Origin of the sequence: Hahella sp. CCB-MM4 (assembly GCF_002260525.1) — a bacterium.
In the GTDB taxonomy this organism is placed as follows: domain Bacteria; phylum Pseudomonadota; class Gammaproteobacteria; order Pseudomonadales; family Oleiphilaceae; genus Hahella.
In genome coordinates, this window is record NZ_MRYI01000002.1 from 259,069 (window position 1) to 276,366 (window position 17,298).

Annotated in this window: 17 protein-coding genes; 6 read left to right on the top strand and 11 right to left on the bottom strand. The window is 48.6% G+C overall.

Annotated elements, in window-relative coordinates:
- Nucleotides 1-9 precede the first annotated feature (9 nt).
- The 3 genes from BTA51_RS04745 to sctV are packed head-to-tail and all read left to right on the top strand — an operon-like array spanning nt 10 to nt 2,839.
- Entirely contained in the window at nt 10-402 is a 393-nt protein-coding gene (locus BTA51_RS04745) for a hypothetical protein (RefSeq protein ID WP_094706271.1), read from the top strand.
- Entirely contained in the window at nt 399-758 is a 360-nt protein-coding gene (locus BTA51_RS04750) for a hypothetical protein (RefSeq protein WP_246840926.1), read from the top strand. Before BTA51_RS04745 ends, BTA51_RS04750 begins: the two co-directional genes overlap by 4 nt.
- Nucleotides 755-2,839 (top strand): type III secretion system export apparatus subunit SctV, encoded by a 2,085-nt coding sequence (gene sctV / locus BTA51_RS04755; RefSeq protein ID WP_094706273.1) that lies wholly within the window; start codon nt 755-757, stop codon nt 2,837-2,839. The genes BTA51_RS04750 and sctV overlap by 4 nt, the downstream gene beginning before the upstream one ends.
- Before the next feature lie 39 nt (nt 2,840-2,878).
- Here the strand turns inward: sctV and BTA51_RS04760 are convergent, their stop codons facing one another.
- The 6 genes from BTA51_RS04760 to BTA51_RS04785 all read right to left on the bottom strand — a co-directional run bounded on the left by BTA51_RS04760 (nt 2,879) and on the right by BTA51_RS04785 (nt 7,127).
- Entirely contained in the window at nt 2,879-3,304 is a 426-nt protein-coding gene (locus tag BTA51_RS04760; protein ID WP_094706274.1) for a hypothetical protein, read from the bottom strand.
- Complete coding sequence (locus tag BTA51_RS04765) at nt 3,301-3,882, bottom strand: hypothetical protein (protein WP_094706275.1); 582 nt, start codon at nt 3,880-3,882, stop codon at nt 3,301-3,303. Before BTA51_RS04765 ends, BTA51_RS04760 begins: the two co-directional genes overlap by 4 nt.
- A 154-nt stretch (nt 3,883-4,036) precedes the next feature.
- A complete protein-coding gene (locus BTA51_RS04770; RefSeq protein WP_141215537.1) occupies nt 4,037-4,291 on the bottom strand; it encodes a hypothetical protein in 255 nt (84 codons plus the stop codon).
- A gap of 793 nt (nt 4,292-5,084) precedes the next feature.
- Nucleotides 5,085-5,924: a hypothetical protein gene (locus tag BTA51_RS04775; RefSeq protein WP_094706277.1), complete on the bottom strand. Its 840-nt coding sequence runs from the start codon at nt 5,922-5,924 to the stop codon at nt 5,085-5,087.
- A 45-nt stretch (nt 5,925-5,969) separates the two neighbouring features.
- Complete coding sequence (locus BTA51_RS04780; protein ID WP_094706278.1) at nt 5,970-6,434, bottom strand: type III secretion system chaperone; 465 nt, start codon at nt 6,432-6,434, stop codon at nt 5,970-5,972.
- 300 nt (nt 6,435-6,734) lie between these two features.
- Nucleotides 6,735-7,127: a DUF4440 domain-containing protein gene (locus tag BTA51_RS04785; protein ID WP_094706279.1), complete on the bottom strand. Its 393-nt coding sequence runs from the start codon at nt 7,125-7,127 to the stop codon at nt 6,735-6,737.
- A gap of 776 nt (nt 7,128-7,903) precedes the next feature.
- Here BTA51_RS04785 and BTA51_RS04790 point away from each other — a divergent pair.
- The 3 genes from BTA51_RS04790 (at nt 7,904) to BTA51_RS04800 (ending at nt 13,596) form a co-directional block, all read left to right on the top strand.
- The gene (locus tag BTA51_RS04790) at nt 7,904-9,064 is read left to right on the top strand and encodes an efflux RND transporter periplasmic adaptor subunit (RefSeq protein WP_094706280.1); all 1,161 of its coding nucleotides are present in this window, start codon (nt 7,904-7,906) and stop codon (nt 9,062-9,064) included.
- 14 nt (nt 9,065-9,078) lie between these two features.
- Entirely contained in the window at nt 9,079-12,219 is a 3,141-nt protein-coding gene (locus BTA51_RS04795) for an efflux RND transporter permease subunit (RefSeq protein WP_094706281.1), read from the top strand.
- Nucleotides 12,220-12,516: 297 nt separating this feature from the next.
- A complete protein-coding gene (locus BTA51_RS04800; RefSeq protein ID WP_094706282.1) occupies nt 12,517-13,596 on the top strand; it encodes a hypothetical protein in 1,080 nt (359 codons plus the stop codon).
- Nucleotides 13,597-13,681: 85 nt separating this feature from the next.
- Here the strand turns inward: BTA51_RS04800 and BTA51_RS04805 are convergent, their stop codons facing one another.
- The 5 genes from BTA51_RS04805 to BTA51_RS04820 form a co-directional block, all read right to left on the bottom strand.
- Nucleotides 13,682-14,041: a nuclear transport factor 2 family protein gene (locus tag BTA51_RS04805; RefSeq protein ID WP_094706283.1), complete on the bottom strand. Its 360-nt coding sequence runs from the start codon at nt 14,039-14,041 to the stop codon at nt 13,682-13,684.
- Nucleotides 14,042-14,322: 281 nt separating this feature from the next.
- On the bottom strand, nt 14,323-15,264 hold the full coding sequence (locus BTA51_RS04810) for a hypothetical protein (protein ID WP_094706284.1): 942 nt from the start codon (nt 15,262-15,264) through the stop codon (nt 14,323-14,325).
- A gap of 2 nt (nt 15,265-15,266) precedes the next feature.
- Nucleotides 15,267-15,740 (bottom strand): CesT family type III secretion system chaperone, encoded by a 474-nt coding sequence (locus BTA51_RS04815; protein ID WP_141215538.1) that lies wholly within the window; start codon nt 15,738-15,740, stop codon nt 15,267-15,269.
- A 280-nt stretch (nt 15,741-16,020) separates the two neighbouring features.
- Nucleotides 16,021-16,158, bottom strand: a complete 138-nt coding sequence (locus BTA51_RS30125; protein WP_168188057.1) for a hypothetical protein — start codon at nt 16,156-16,158, stop codon at nt 16,021-16,023.
- Between the two features lie 59 nt (nt 16,159-16,217).
- Nucleotides 16,218-16,961 (bottom strand): ABC transporter substrate-binding protein, encoded by a 744-nt coding sequence (locus tag BTA51_RS04820; protein WP_094706286.1) that lies wholly within the window; start codon nt 16,959-16,961, stop codon nt 16,218-16,220.
- Nucleotides 16,962-17,298 lie beyond the last annotated feature (337 nt).

Consider the following 17,298-nt stretch of genomic DNA (forward strand, 5'->3'; position numbering starts at 1 on the left):
CGTTGATCTATGGACCTGGTGACCTTTACAGAAGGCATACAAAGCATACACGTACAGGAAAGTGGCGCGTCTCCTGTCGATACAACGCCTTCGAAACCTTTTGTTCCTCTGGGCGAATCCGTCGTACAACATACCGAAGCGCTGTTTACGCCTCACTCCACCAACCGGGATATATTGCGCTCACTCCTCATACCGGCCAGTCATGAAGGTGTTGATCCCAATGAATACGATGCCCTGTCTTCAACGACGCTTGCGGCATTGCTGAATATGAAACCTCATTCAACAGATCAAAAGGACTCTGCGTTTCTTCGAACCCTGAAACGGGCTCTGGATGTCCTCGATTCATTGGAACAGGACAGACAACTGTTAAAAAGCAACCTGACGGCACTGGAGAAAGTGTGAATAAGGATCTCAGGACAGAAGACATACTCAACCCACAACAGTATGACTGGCTAAGCGGCGTAGCAACGGTATATCTGCAAACCAGGCAATATGCCAAAGCACAGCCGCTTTTATCGCTACTGGTCAGACTCTATCCGAGTGATCAGAAGCCGCTTATGCAACTAGCCTATCTCCACTACTTACAGGGAAATGCGGAACAGGCACTGAAGTGCTGTGATCGATGTGAGAGTAGTGCACAGGGCGTAAAAGACCGCCGACTCTATTTGCTTCGATCTTTCTGTCACTTAAAGCTGGGAAATAAAAACCTGGCTACGGACAACTACCACTACTTTTCGGCTTCGAGGATGATGCCATGAATCTTGCCCGCCTGACCCCCACCCTGCATATGCTCTCCGGTCGCAAAGACGTGTTGTTTGCAACCATGCTGGTGGCGGTTATTTTCATGATGATCCTGCCCCTCCCTACCGGATTGGTGGATGTTCTTATCGGCATCAATATGGGGCTCGCCGTTGTACTGCTAATGGTCGCGGTATACCTGCATTCTCCACTGGAGTTTGTCGCATTTCCCTCAGTCCTGCTGATTACGACACTGTTCCGTCTTTCACTCTCGATCACCACAACGCGATTGATTTTATTGCAGGCTGATGCCGGGTCCATTATCGAGGCATTCGGCAGCTTTGTGGTCGGCGGAAACCTGGTCGTCGGGTTGGTAATCTTCCTGATCATCACCGTGGTTCAGTTTCTGGTGATCACTAAAGGCTCCGAACGGGTCGCCGAAGTGAGTGCCCGCTTTTCTCTGGATGCCATGCCCGGCAAGCAGATGAGCATCGACGGCGACATGCGCGCTGGCGTAATCGATGTTGATGAAGCCAGGCATCGGCGTTCACAGGTACAAAAAGAAAGCCAGCTTTACGGCTCGATGGATGGTGCCATGAAATTCGTGAAGGGCGATAGTATTGCCGGTCTGATCATTATCGCGGTGAATATACTGGGGGGCATTGCCATAGGCACACTACAGAACGGCATGACCTCAGGCGAAGCCCTGGAACTCTATGCCATCCTGACCATCGGCGACGGCCTTGTGGCCCAGATTCCCGCTCTGTTCATTGCCATTACTGCCGGGATTATCGTAACCCGGGTCACTACGGATGAATCTGAAAATCTGGGGGCTGATATCGCCAATCAGATCTCCGGCAAGCCCCAGGCCATTTTGATCGGTGGGGGGCTGCTATTTGCGTTCGCCTTGATTCCCGGCTTTCCAACGTTCACATTCATTGCACTGGCAGTGACATTGCTCACTGCCGGGTACATGATCCTCAAGAAGTCACGGGCAACAGCAGACCGTGATCACAGGCCACTCACCGCGATGGCTGCGGCAGGGCAGCCTCCGACCAGAGCACAACTGAATGAGGCGGAAGAGTTCACCTTCACGGTCCCCCTGATGGTCGACTTGGCTGCGGATGCAGAAGAGGCCCTGGATACCAACGAGCTGAATGAGGAAATCCTCAAGATACGCCGCGCGCTCTATCTGGACTTGGGCGTCCCTTTTCCCGGCATACATCTACGCATCAATCATTCGCTGAGCGGCGGCTGCTACCGGATACATCTTCAGGAAACGCCTATCGCGGAGGGGGAAATCAGACCTCGACAGATTTTGGTCAGAGACCAGAAGGAACAGCTGGAGCTTCTCTCCATTGAACATCAAAGCGAAGTGGAGTTACTACCCAATGTACCCGCCTACTGGGTGGAACAGAGCCATCGTTCCTCGCTGGAGAGAATGGAAGTCGCCTATCTGACGCCACCGCGGGTACTGAGCTATCACCTTTCCATTATCCTGAAAAAATACGCCCAGGACTTTATCGGTATCCAGGAAACCCGTTTTCTGCTGGAAAAAATGGAAGATCGATATGGAGAATTGGTTAAGGAAGTACAGCGTTTACTGCCCATCCAGAAAATCACTGAGATTTTCCAGCGCCTGGTTTCCGAGGACATCTCTATCCGTAACCTGCGTAATATTCTGGAAGCGCTGGTGGAATGGGGGCAGAAGGAAAAAGAAACCGTTTTACTGACCGAATATGTCCGCAACAACCTTCGCCGCTACATCAGCTACAAATACAGCAATGGCCAGAATGTCCTGCCGGGGTATTTACTGGATCAATCACTGGAAGACTGCATACGTAACGGCATCCGACAAACATCCGCCGGCGCTTACCTGGCCCTGGACCCGGATACGACCCGTCAGATCGTCGAAGTCACTCGGAAGACCGTCGGAGATATCCATCAGACAACTCACAAACCTGTACTCATCACCTCAATGGATATCCGCCGCTATATGAGAAAGTTATTGGAAAGGGAGTTACATCAGTTGCCGGTGCTGTCCTATCAGGATTTAACACCGGAGATTACGATTCAACCGTTGGGGAGAGTTGGGCTATAACCTCACCGCCAATTATTGCTATTGAGCCCAGAAAAACGGCTATTCAAGATTGATCAGTTTGATAGCCCCATTACTTACATCAACACCAAAATCACCATTCACATAGGGCAGAAATCCTTCGCATCCCATACTTCCACTGATATGGTATTGACCAGGTAGCAGATCCTTGGCTTCAACACGAGTTGTCCGTCCGGGAACGGGTTCTCCATAGACAAATGGGAAATCCGTTGGCTTTATTTCCGTGTCTAACTGGTCATCAACGACTTCCCAGTATACACAGTCATTAGCACAGTCTTTACGGGAGACCGTCACCGAAACCACATAGATCGGCAGGTTGTTGCATTCATCAAGAACATCTTCGCTGCTAAAGTAGGTTTTGTTTTCCTTCTGCTCCGCGGTAATCACAAACCAGCGGCTACAGCCAACAAGCGACATCAATATAGTGATCGAAATTAATAGTTTCATTTTAGATTCGGCTTAGAATAGGATTTCTGGTAGGTCTTGACATAAGACGGATTTAGCAAAAAATTTTTTAACACATCCTTGTATAGTTTAAGTCTCGCAGAATGTGTAAGCCCCGAATTTTGCAGGAAAAACTGATTTGGACCTGATCGTCTTGGGTTTACGTTGAAAAACACCACTCTTGAGTAATCCTCAAGAATTTGAGCCTGTTGCTCCATTCTGTAATCAAGCAAATCCCATTTTGAATCTAGCCGATAAAAATAGGCTTTTCCATAATCGCCGAAGTGGAGTAATGAATTACCAATTGCAGATAGTATAGGGTTCAATACTCTATTCTGTTTCTGCCAGACATGTGTCATCTCATGCAGGAAGAATGCTTTTTCATCGACAGAATTAGAAATCCCATAGTCTGCTACCACCTTGCCATCGACATATATGTTTCCGTTGGGTGTCATTCCACTATTGGAAGGCTGGAAAAATACTGCCTTTTGAAAATGAATTTTAACTGCCGAATAGTCTACTGAAATGCCAAAAAGATTTTTCGCCAACGCAACTTCATTACTTGTTAAACTTCGTGCCATGAATACTCCTTGTATGGCCAGGAACAGCTCTTGCTGCTTTAAAAACAGACAAGTATGCCTTCCACAAGATTAGTTGTCTGTAAGAAAAATCTCACTAGACAGTAGGTGAATTGATCTTCCTTGGTGATCGCCACACTCCAGAAAGGGTAATGGATCATAAGCAATCCAAAACTTCTGCAATCTTAAATCCATTATGGACATCAAAAAAATCACTATCAATGAATGCTGCCCTAACACGAGCTCCGGTGGCGAGGTTCCAACGATAGTCATTTATTGTATTGTCTGAGAAAAGCACCTCTACATCACACTCTTTCGCTATATGTACCGCTATTTCCAAGTCACTTCTTTTTTCTGGGAACCCATACATGTCGATCCATAGAGGAAAGTCACCTGCTAAACTGGTTAACACCAAATTAGTCCCAGGCTCTATATCATAGAAGTCACCACAGTTTTCAATGTAACCAACACTTTCTTGGTTAATACCAAATACTCTAGAAATAACATCGCATAAGCGGTTTCGGTCAATATGTTGAGATAAACAAATGCAGTTCACGGATAGTTGTGCGAGTGGCTATAAGATCAGACTGAGAAGTTTACATTAATCCCCCCTCATACAAGTAATAAACTGACGCGGGATCTTCCTCAAGCTCCTCGGTATAGCTGTATTCCGAGTTATCTATAAATAACTCTAACCTTACATCCGCATTTGGCTTACATTTCCTTAGATAAACCACGGTGCCTTCAGGAAGAACAATACCGCTTTCTGAATTAAACGCTATTTAGTTTATGCGGTGTGAATTCTTTCATGCAAAGAACATTATAATCAGAAAGGAATCATCCACTGTAAAAGCCACTGCCAAAAATCAGTACAATGAATAAAAGTCCCCTGATGGTAACAATTAGCGATTTCAGTATTTTTCCGAGCATTTTATTTTTCACAGCTTATTCTTACCCGTTAGAAGTAAGCCTCACGATAAGCTTGTCAACCAGCCAATACAATTATTCGGGTGCCAGAATGCTGTCGTGGATTTTGGTTTAACCATTCAATATATGTTCGAGAAAGTCTCAGATTACATGTTTTCCTAAAAGAAAAATCCGGAGAGAAACGACTTGATAGATATAAACTCCAATATCTATCAAGCCTGTTTAACAGCTTATAGCTGTGAGTTGATAGTAGGCTACTACTGAGAATTAATAGTGGGCTACTGCTGAGAATTAATAGTATGCTCCTGCTGAGCCAGTTCTGCAGAATGAGCCGCTTCGAAAGCTTCCCCTGTATCCTTAAAATGCTGGCTTAGAATCTTTTGATTACCCGTTCCCATATGGGCACTTCTTACGGCATGGTCCCTCAGGTCACCCACGAACTCTTCCATTCTATCCAGATTTACAGCCTCAAATGCCTGATTTTTGCTCAGGGGATTCAATTGAAATTCTTCCTGAAGCTGTTCCATAACCTGACCATGAGCTTTCGCCGTTTGGATAAACTGGGACATATTGTCGATCGCTTTGGTCACACAATTTTCCGTCCTTTGCTGCGTCCCGTCATTTACCAGACCGTTCGGTCGCCATGAGTAAGGAGCCTTTTCACCTACAAGTCTTTGCTGGTAGTTCTCAAAGGCCGCATATAGACCCGCACCCACTGGAATCGTTACCGCCATGGCTTTAGGATCTTTCATCACTCCAGTTTCATTATGGACAGCACCGATTGCAGTCGCATTCGGCCTCCCCAACTTGTTGAACAACCAGATTTTGAGACTGCCCAGGAGGCCGTCCGGAGAAAAACCAGTCGAAATGCTGGCAGGCTCCGGCCTCCCCTCTCCAGCTTCCATGGGTCGGGCAGTATTTTTCCCATGTAGAAGTGTATGTCCGGCATAAGAGGCTGCAAGAGCCCCAAAGAAACCTTGTCTGGATCTTCCCTGGAACGAACATCCGGCTCGGTAGAACAGCTCTTTAACGCTCTTCAGAAAGCTTGCATCCTTATTTTGCCCGCTTCCCATGATCGGCACCCGTGGTTGAACCACCATACCTATGACTCTGCTCATAGTATTTCTCCAATATCATTAGTGAGTGATGAATCAATGCGTGTGCTAGACACGCATCAAGTTAGCGCTTCCGACAGCTGATTCCTGCCGGGAGGACGCATCCGAAGCCCCCGATTGATTGTCTTGAAGAAATGAACTCAGCCATTCAGTCCTATCTATTACGAGTGCCAGAGCGGCATAAAAATCTTCTTCCAGCATAGGACCGGAGGGTACCACCAACAGCAGCACCAAATGGTCCGTCCGCTCGTCCAGGGTCAGGACGAGGCTGTATTGGCCAGCCAGGATGAAGTTCAATTTAAGCGCTTCGCGTAGTAATAGTGTCGCCCCCTCTTTGGCCGATGAGACCTGAGCCACTGGAGAGTAGATTAAGAGCTTCTCTTCCTGCTCTAGATATTCCACGAAGTATTCAAGGCCACTTGTAGTAACAATGCATCTTGAGCTGTGTTCATCCAATGAACAGTCGTCATCGCCGACTTGTTGTAGCCACTCAATGAGATCGTTTTTAGTCATCGCTTTCTCCAAGTCGAAGTAGAGCCATGACTTCTTCAGCCTGAAAAAGGCAAGTAGGCTCTGATTAGATTTCAACTTAGGGGGTAAGAAACAGGAAAAGAATAGGCCTCTAAGACTATTTTTTAATCAATACCGATGCCCGAATTTCACTGGGTGAGAGGTGAGAGGGTCGCTTAAATGATTCACTTCATAGGCAACACTTATTTCCCCAAGATGAAGAACACTTATTGCCATGCATGACAACTGCATGTGCATTTAGACAGGACCCCAAGCTAAATGCACATGTCTGGTTCTTGCTGATTACTCGGGAGCGGGAAGATTGGTGTTAAAGATGTCACGGTGCAGTTTCCATTGCCCCGCTACTTGTTTCCAGACCACGATATACTTGCCTTCGTCGACCACCTGACCTCCCTCGATCTCCAGAGAGTATTTGCCAACCTCATAAGCGAGATCACCGCTACCCTCCACTTCCAGAGTATCCAGATTCATAGCGATGATACCCATATCCATAAAAGACTGAAATGCGGCCTGAATTGCTTGCCTGCCTGTCAGGAAATCGTTGTGAGGAGCCATAAGTTGGGCATTTTCCGTATAGAAAGCACTAATGCCGGCGGAATCCCCCTGACTAAAGGTAGCCATGAATTCTTTTTCCATCGCCAAGATAGCGTTGTAGATTTCCGTTGAACCATTCATATTGACCTCCACGCCCTATAAACCTTGAACACAACCCATAAACCTTGAACACAACCCAGCTGTTTTATTGCTTGTCCTGCATTGCCGGGAGCCTCTCAGCACAATAGTTCACTTAATGATCAATTCTGCTTTATCAATTTATGGTTTATGGATATGGAGATTACAAGTTCAGCCGGAATAAATAATTGTTTAAAGCATGTTCTTCTCCCACGTCTTACCTGTAAGGCGGCTCCATCGAATTTACCCCTGAACCTAACCTCCCAAGTAGCCTGAGCCTAACCTCCCAAGTAGATAGCAGCTGGCTTCAAACCAGCTGAAATCAAGCTGTTTCAGCTTCTTTTATTTGAGATGCAACAATCACAAACACAATGCCTCAGAAAGTGATACCATGAGTCAGCTTAGGGAAGACTAATGAGTGTAACCGTTCGGACATCTCGACAGATCATACTTGGAATGGAACCATCTACCAGCCGCTGAATACGATCTTCGTCTGATTCGTCACGGAAACTCAGAGCAGGAAAATTCCGCCTATTCGCCTCACAGGTGTCGAAATCTATCAAGGTTATCCGACTATATGATATATCCCATATCTCTGGGGCGAATTCAGTATGTGTGCAGATTCTGGCTTTTGGCCTGCTGTGCCATGGAGTTTAATCATCTGGAGTCTTCCGGCAGCACCGCCAGGCGCTGCTTGGATTAACCGGCGGAGGCCGGGGTTCGTGTTTTTGGGATACGAATAACAATTTTTCGAACTCTCTATGCAGGGGAATGTGCATATGTTTAAAAAACTGCTTTTAGCACTCGCCGGTACGGTGGTCGTCGCGATCATTGTCGGGGGTATTGTCGGCATCAAGCTGAATCAGTTTGAAGCCATGCAAACCGCCGGTGCCAATATGGTCATGCCACCAACACCGGTAAACGCTTTTACTGTCGAGCGGGTGCAATGGCAACCGCGGATTTCCATGGTCGGTTCTGTTAAGCCTGTCCAGGGCACCATGATCAATACCGAGATTGAAGGTACGGTGCGGGAGATCAAATTCACCGCCGGTACTGAGGTCAAGGCCGGTGATATCCTGGTACAGTTTGATGACCGGATTGAACAAGCCGAGCTTCACGAAGCTGAGGTAGCACTTGATTGGGCCCGGTTAACATTGGCCAGATCCAAAGAGCTCAATAAAACTCGCAATATTTCCCAGTCAGAATTGGACAATGCCGAAAATGAAGTGAAACAGGCAGAGGCCCGGCTGGACTATTTTCGGGCGGTGATTGATAAAAAGACCCTGCGGGCGCCCTTTAACGGTCGTCTGGGAATACGCCAGATCAGTGTCGGCGAATTTCTGTCGAAAGGCACTCCGGTAGTTTCTCTGCAATCCCTGGATCCTGTGTATGTGGAATTCTCCCTTTCACAGCGGCATTTAGGCGAATTGTCGAACGGATTGAAAGTGAAGGTTTCTTCTGATGCCTATCCGCAGCAGAAGTTCGAAGGTATTGTTTCCGCATTCAACCCGGATATCGACCCCAACACTCGTAATGTCCGTGTTCAGGCCTCCCTGGATAACCCGGATCATCGTTTGCGTCCCGGGATGTTCGTATCAGTGGATATGGTTCTGGCCCACTCTCTTGATGTGCTCTTTATCCCGTCAACAGCGGTGCTACACAGCCCTTACGGTGATGCCGTCTATGTCATTGAAGAGGGAGGCACAGAAAACGCAGAAGGCGAAGCAGCAGCCGAATCCGGCTCACAGCTGGTGATCAGCCAGCGCCTGGTTCGTTTGGGCGAGCGTCAGGGTGACTTCGTGATTGTGGAGGATGGTATAAAAGCCGGCGACCGTATTGTGTCCACGGGGGCTTTCAAGCTTGCCCCGGGCATGTCCGTGTTGATCGACAATACGCTTGCTCCTGATTTCAAACTGGAACCCAAACCGAAGAATACCTGATAGGCCAGCATCCCATGAAAGCGTTTACCGATATTTTCGTAAAGCGTCCGGTTCTGGCATTGGTGGTTAACATCATCATTATCATTGCCGGTATCCAGTCCTGGAATTCTCTCAGCGTGCGCCAGTATCCACAAAGTGAGAACGCCACGGTGACCATCGCAACCCAATATGTGGGCGCCAGCGCCGATGTGGTACGCGGATTTGTGACCACCGCCATAGAAAGGGCTATCGCTTCTGCCGACGGCATCGATTACATCGAGTCGAAAAGCATGCTGGGGCTGTCACTAGTGACTGCCCGGCTCAAGCTCAACTATGACGCCACTAAGGCACTCGCTGATATTACCGCCAAGGTGAATCAGGTGCGCAACGAACTGCCTGCCGGTTCGGAGTTACCTGCCATCAGCGTTCAATCTGCCGATTCCGAGTTTGCCGCCGCATATCTCAGTTTCTGGTCAGACAGCCTCTCCCAGAGCGAAATCACTGATTATCTTGTACGTGTGGTACAGCCGCGCCTGTCAGCCCTGACAGGTGTCCAGCGGGCCGACATTTTTGGAGCGCGTACCTTCGCCATGCGGGTATGGTTGAAACCTGACAATATGGCCGCGTTGAACGTCAGCCCGGCTCAGGTTCGACAGGCCTTGGCTGCCAACAACTACCTTGCACCGGTGGGCAGTACCAAAGGTGCCTACGTGCAGACTTACCTCACAGCCAATACTGATTTGCATAATGTCGATCAATTCAAGCAGCTGGTAGTTCGTGAAGAGAACGACACGATCATCCGACTGCAGGACATTGCAGATGTAGAGTTAGGTGCAGAGGAATACGATACCGAAGTCAGCTTCAACGGCAAGACCGCTGTGTTCATGGGCATTTTCCCGTTACCCAACGCCAATACCATTGACGTGGTCGCGCGGATGCGCAAGGACATGGAGTCCATCAAGAGAGATCTGCCGCCCGGACTGCAAGGGGACATTGGCTACGATGCCTCGGAATATATCAGCAATGCCATCGATGAAGTGGTGGGCACCCTGACGGATACCCTGGTCATTGTGGTCATTGTGATATTCCTGTTTCTGGGGTCTATCCGTTCGGTTCTGGTACCGGTGGTTGCCATTCCTGTATCTCTGATCGGGGCTATTTTCCTGATGCAGATGTTCGGGTTTACCCTCAACCTGCTGACTTTGCTGGCAATAGTACTTTCCGTCGGGCTTGTGGTAGACGATGCCATTGTTGTCGTGGAAAACGTCGAACGCCATTTACGAGAAGGACGCACTCCGGCTGAAGCAGCCCGGATCGGCGCACGTGAACTGGTGGGACCGGTCATCGCCATGACCATGACACTTGCCGCGGTATACACTCCGATTGGGCTACAGGGCGGCCTCACTGGCGCACTGTTCCGGGAGTTCGCGCTAACCCTCGCCGGAGCGGTGACCATTTCCGGTATCGTGGCTCTGACTCTGTCTCCGATGATGAGCGCAAAACTGCTGCGCAGTGCCGAAAGTGAAGAACGTGGTTTCACCGGTTGGGTCAATCATCGATTCGACCGCCTGCGGGACCTATACGGAGCTGCTCTTAGTCGTATTCTCAACATCCGTCCTGCCGTCTACGCCATCTGGGCCGTCCTTAGTTTGATGGTGGTGCCGATGTATATGTTTTCACCTAATGAGCTAGCGCCACTGGAAGACCAGGGGTTCATGTTCGGCATTATTAATAATGCCGCTGACGCCTCTGCGGACCAGAAGATTCATTTTGGCCGGGCCGCTGAAAAAGTGTTTCTGGATGCACCGGAACGTGAATTGACCTTCCAGATCCTGATGTCACCTTCCGATCCCTTTGCGGCTGCATTGGGTATCGGAGGTTTCAGTGGAATGGTGGTTAAGCCCTGGAACCAGAGAGACCGGTCCATTTCCGAAATCGTGCAGGATATGCAGGGTCAATTGAGCGGTATCCCCGGGCTACAGATCTTCGCTGCACAGCCTCCGGCGTTACCCGGCGGCAGTAACTTCCCGGTAGAATTTGTGATCACCTCTACGGCGGAGCCTGAGCAGATGCTGGAGTTTGCCCGTCAGCTACAGGCGAAAGCCATGCAGAGCGGGCTGTTCTATTTCCCACCGGACATTGACTTGAAGTATGACCAGCCACAGTCCGAAGTCGTGATCGATCATGAAAAGGTGGCGGCGCTGGGGCTGAACAATGCGCAAATCGGTGCTGACCTGAGCGCAGCTCTGGGTGGTAACTATGTTAACCGTCTCAATATGGATGGGCGGGCGTACAAGGTGATTCCCCAAGTATCCCGGGTAGAGCGACTCAATCCGGACCAGCTGAAGGACATCTATGTATCCGGACCGGATGACACATTGATGCCACTCAGTGCCGTCGCCTCGATCAAGGATACAACGGTACCTCGAACCCTCAACCGCTTCCAACAGCTCAACGCTGTAAAGCTATCCGGAATGACCGCCCAATTGGATGAGGGGCTGAAAGCACTGGAGAAAGCGGCGGCGGAGATTCTACCGGCGGGATATACCGTCAATTACACCGGTGAATCACGACAGTTGCGTACGGAAGGCGGGAAGTTCCTGCCGGCACTGGGACTAGCCATATTAATGATCTTCCTGGTACTGTCCGTGCAGTTCAATTCGTTCCGCGATCCCTTCGTGATCCTTCTGGGCTCGGTTCCATTAGCCATGTTCGGCGCGCTGATATTCACCACGCTGAAAATGCCCGACCCCAATACTCCGTTCTGGACCACCGGCTGGACCACCACCATGAACATATATGCTCAGGTAGGGTTAGTCACATTGGTGGGCCTGATTTCCAAGAACGGTATATTGATTGTGGAGTTTGCCAACCAGTTACAGCTGCAAGGCAAGGACAAGCTCTCGGCAATACATGAAGCCGCCATGACCCGGTTGCGCCCGGTACTGATGACTTCCGTCGCGACTATCGCCGGTCACTTTCCACTTACGTTAGTGGAAGGTCCTGGCGCAGCCGCCCGTAATTCGATTGGTCTGGTGCTGGTAGGCGGTATGGCGGTAGGAACCCTGTTCACGCTGTTTGTGGTTCCATCACTGTATATGCTGATCGCAAGGCAGCATGAAGAGGGCGAGCTGGAAAGCGAACCTCTGACGCTGACAGAAAGAGTGCCTGGCTAACTCCCTCCATCTCCTCCGGACTGAACTATTTGCCTATTTAGTTATGTCCGGAGGACTTCAACTTTACCCCTCCCCGTTGCGACGGTATGGGTCTATCTCCTCCAGCTCCAGTTTATCCTGGGTTCATCCGGTTTATCCTGAGCCCATCCCGTTTATCCCGAACACATCCAGTTTACCCTAAAGCCATAATAGTGACCGATATGAGCGCCACTCGGCCATTTGGTCTATTGCGTGACTCATTGACACTTTCTTAAGCTCGTCAGGTTTTAAAAACCAGAAAAATATGAAGGAAATTAGATGAGCCTCTTAAGGACATTTTCACTGACAGCACTTTCAGTCGCCCTTGCAGCCTGTGCCAGTAAACCTGTTGACAACACTCCCAGTAATCCAACCTCCGTGCTCAAAGCAAACTATACGTTGAACGGCCTTTATGCACCGGACTTCAGCGGCAAACAGACGGTTTACACGCGAGGGGACAGACGCCGTATCGACAGCCAGACCAATTTCGATAGCTTCCTGATGCGCTGGGCAAACAGCGACAAGAGCGATATTGCCCGGGTCGATAAGAAATTGATCTGGAATCTTGATAATGACAAGGAAAACTACCGTGAGTGCCCGATGAGCGGCTGCACAGAAGTCAGCTTGCTCGATCAGCTTAAAGATCGCACCGACTCCCAGGAAGAGGACAGCGAAGAATACGAGAGCTACGAAGAGATGGGGTGCCAGGTCACATTGGCGAGCAATGACTTTGACGTGACGCCTACTGGCAAGGAAAGAGTCATCGGCGGCCTGAATGCCCATGAATATACTGTGGAATGGAAAACAGAATTTGCAGATCAGGCAGGAAAAAAAGACACCAACCTGGTTAAGTTTGTTTTCTGGACCACAGAACCAACGGCGGATATGAACGCGGCCTGGAAGGTCAATCGCGCGTTCCAGGAATCCTATTTTGAAGAAGCCAAGAACGATCCATTGAAAAACCTTCTGGGTAAAGAAGGCTATATGGCTCTTGCTGCCTTCTCAGGCGATGTCGAAAAAACCGATGCCAAGCAATATAAAGGATTTCTAAAAGCCCTGAATAAGATCAAAGGCTACCCATTGTCCATCAAGCTCGAATGGTTTCAGCAAGCCAATGCCTGTCAGACCCAGCGCTCACCCAAGAGCAAAGAGGGCCTGGACCTGTCAAACGGACTGGAAGGAGCTGCTATGGGCATGGTCGGGGACTTCCTGAGCAACCAGAAAGATAAGATCATTGCCGAATGGAAAAAAGACGCATTGGTTCGCTATATCTATGAAGTGACTTACGTCAGCGAAGATATGGTGAAAGACAGTGTCTTTAATGTGCCCTATGGCTATGTACTGGCTGACCGTCAGTAACAGGTTTCAGGAAGGTACCAGGAAACAAGTGAGGGACGGACAGCCTCTCACTTGTTTTTGAATTCCTTAAGAAAGGAAGGCAGATTCAGAAAGCGCCCTTCCATTGTTCGGTGTCAACGAACCACCGCTCCTCATATATTTTGTCCCCATTGAACTTAAACAGTACAGCCAGCTGGGAACCCGCAATCTTCTGGGACTTCCACTCAACAATTGAGACCACTTCGCTCCCACCTTCGATTTGACGTAATCCCGTGATTTCAAATCCTGGAGGGAGAATTTCCCCAATGCCATCCAAAGCAGCACGAAATGCCTGTCGCCCCTCAAGAATGTTGGTCTGCCCCGGCATGATGAAGGTCATCTCATCCTGATAATCAGCTACCAAGGCATCAAAATCACCAGTCCCAACCGCATTCCATCCTCGTTGTACGATCTCTGCTAAGCTCATTTTTCGTGTGCTCCTCTATTAGCGTCTGCTCATACAGCCTGATAGCCACTCGGTCATCATCAGTATGAGCAGGCCCTGGTCATTGTGTATGTGCTTTGCCCTCACCACCCCGGGAACAGTTATCCGTTACCTTTATACGTAGCGCCTGTTCAGACACCACTTCATTTTTCAGGTATACAGTTGCTTTAAAAGCATAGAACACAAATCCATCGATAGGTAATCATGAATCAGCGGCGATATTCTTACGCCGTCGGAACTGGAATGCCCATATCCAAAGTCGTTCATCCCAGAAGTTGAAATTCGTCCATATTGGCGGGGAACCTCATCAATGACCAATGCAGCCCCATGTCGTTGGCCAGTTTGTATCCTGCACATGAACGTGCCCGCCCTTCATTGAAGGATCCTTGCCAGCCGCCCCATTCCGCCAAATCCAGCCCCTCGGTTAAAATACGATTCGCATAATTTTCCGTACGTTGATATCCGGAGAGCCCATCATTATCATCCCATGCCCCCCTGATCTGGTCCTTCCTCAACAAATCAACTTCCACATCACGAATGCTCTTTGGTAATGGCAAGAACTGCCATTCTTTGTTCTCCATCCCATTGGCGATGACTTTATAGGGTATTTCAGCCGCACCGAATAAATTACTCCATTGGGTAAGGTCAATTCCCGATCCTTCAGCCCGATGTTCCAGAGCCAGCATCTCAACAAACTTCTCACGAATCTCCGGACGCATTCGGTTCAGGCAGTCTACAGCTTTATGGAATTCATCATTGTTTGCTTCCTTGCCTCCAGTTCCTATAGTCGTAAGAATTCGGAGTCGGCTTTCCGCCGCGATAATTAGCTGACGTTTGTCCGGGTTAGCGCCGATGATGTTTGTCTTTGGGGGAGTAGCTTTAGGGAATAACCTGCTTAAGAATCCTTTCTTACTCTGAACCTCTCCTACATTGTCTGCAGCTACAGCGTGCTCTCTGAATTCTGGCTCCGCCGATCCGAACAGCAGATCCTTCTTACTCTCTACAAGAGTTTCATAGATATTTTCATTTAGCTGCTCATTGCTGGCAGTCCTTGGAATATTGCCTACCAGACCAGGAGCAACATGACGATCGTCAGCAGCGGGATTCCTATTCCCCTCAACGTGAAGATGATCTTCTCCTACATTATTTGCCACCTCATGCATAGGATTAGTGGCCTGTCCATTATTTACCGGTATGGTTCCCATAGTTATGGCCTCGTGATGTAAAAATGATTTGAGTGGAGTGGCTCTTGGGACATTCCTTCCTGCTGAACAAACAGGTGAGTGAGCAGTTGCTCTGTATCTGCAACTGTTTCTGCGAAGCTATACAAGAGATTGCCCAGTTCCCGGGCATCCAGGAGTTGTATGGGTACCCGGTAGTTGAGCAGGATATGACGCCGATCACGATCGACGGAAAGCGTTGCGCCCCGCAAAGTTAATTCGTCGCAATTCAGAATCAGAAGCCGGATGAGCAACTCACGATCTTCAAGGTATCTTTGGGCAGAACCAACGGCTGACCAAAAGAGAATATCCTGTTGGTCCAGACTAATGGCAAAGGAAATCTTGCTGTCGCCGACCGTCAGATGACACCTCTGGTTGGCACCCAGCTTTAAACAACTCACACCCCATTGATTATTGAGTTCCATGAGCCAATGATTCACTAATTCGACTTGAGTACTCACCTGAACGCACCCCGATTAATACAGAGTTCTTAGGTTAGCTCTCAGGTTCGGCACGCCCAATTGGCCTGTAGATCTATTTTTTGAGGTACGACTTGTTTTGGGATAGGGGGCAAAGGTCTGGCACTTATTGTTCCACAGACCCTTCTTGTTGGGAGTTTTCTGATGATATCGCGGCTCTGCAGACTTCCATCCTGACACACCAATAAACACCATTCCAGTTCCAGGTCACCCGAATAATATTTGACTCATCCAGATGCTGAACCCACGACCAATACAGGCTTTAATAGGCCTCATTTGCCACCAGCATGACAGGCGCGCTCCTGGTATCAACCGCCAGCATTTTCAATGGCGCAATCGCGAAGAACCCGATGATGTAGAGGATGAAAACAACGACAAACAACACCTTCAGTATTTTCATGGTTTGAACACCAAAGAATTAGAATGTCTAATCGAATCGCCTATCGAACAATACGTGAATCAACGATATTTGTTCCATATCTGCTCGATTCGACCATGGTCAATCAATTGTTTAATTGCCGCATTCAGACGGGGAAGAGCTTCCTTCTTATTGGGGTGAATTCGCAGCATGACATTTACACTACTGACCTGATAACCCACTTCAAGTTTCTGATATGCAGGATCTTGCTGCATTCGATATAGGGCCATGTCTTTGTTAATGATCACCTGATCAAGACGTCCTAACACCAGCATCTCTAAAAGCTGTGATTCTCCCGTCAAATCATATCGTTCAATTTCGCCACTTAGAAAGAGCTCTGTAAAACCCGGGTATTGATAACCACGAACAACACCTATTCGTTTTCCCCTTAAATCAAAAGGCTTAGCAACAGGAAAGCTCTTTCCAGAGCCAAATAGAACAATGTCGATGGACTTCGCATATGGGATTGAATAGAGGCCGTGTGTCTTCTGCCCTATGCGCCAGACAGGATTGACTCCAGGTTCGATATCGACCTGATTCTGTTCAAACAACACTAACCCCCGAGTTATCGGATGTTGATGAAAGATGAACCTATCGCCAGTTATCTCGCTGATCGCTTCAAAAAAGTCCTTATAGAATCCGGTTAGGGCATCTCCCTGAGTAAAAAAGTATGGAGGGAGATCTTTGAGATGACCCAGCACTCTGAATTCTTCTGCATAAACCAAGGAACGGGAGGTCAATATACCCGCAAGCAGAAAAACGATTGTCTTCAGAAAACGAGCCATAGACTAACGCTTCGTCCTATCCTCACATCCTCCATGAAAAGCTAATACCGGCCTACCAGATTCAGGGGCTCTGAAACTTTGGCTTTCTATAAGAATTCAGATTCGTTGATTAATCCCTTATGTTTTATGAGTTTAGTATGAGCGTTGAAAAAGCGATAAGTTTGTTTGAGTTTGACGAGTTAGGGCGAGATTTAGACTGCCTTCATGACGGCTAGTGAAACGTCAATGAACATACTTTTTGGTTTTAATGCAGCTTTTTCATATGAGACCTGGATAAAGTCTCTTTAACTAATCGGAAACAATTTCAAAACCGCCCCCCCCCAAACTAGATCGCCCG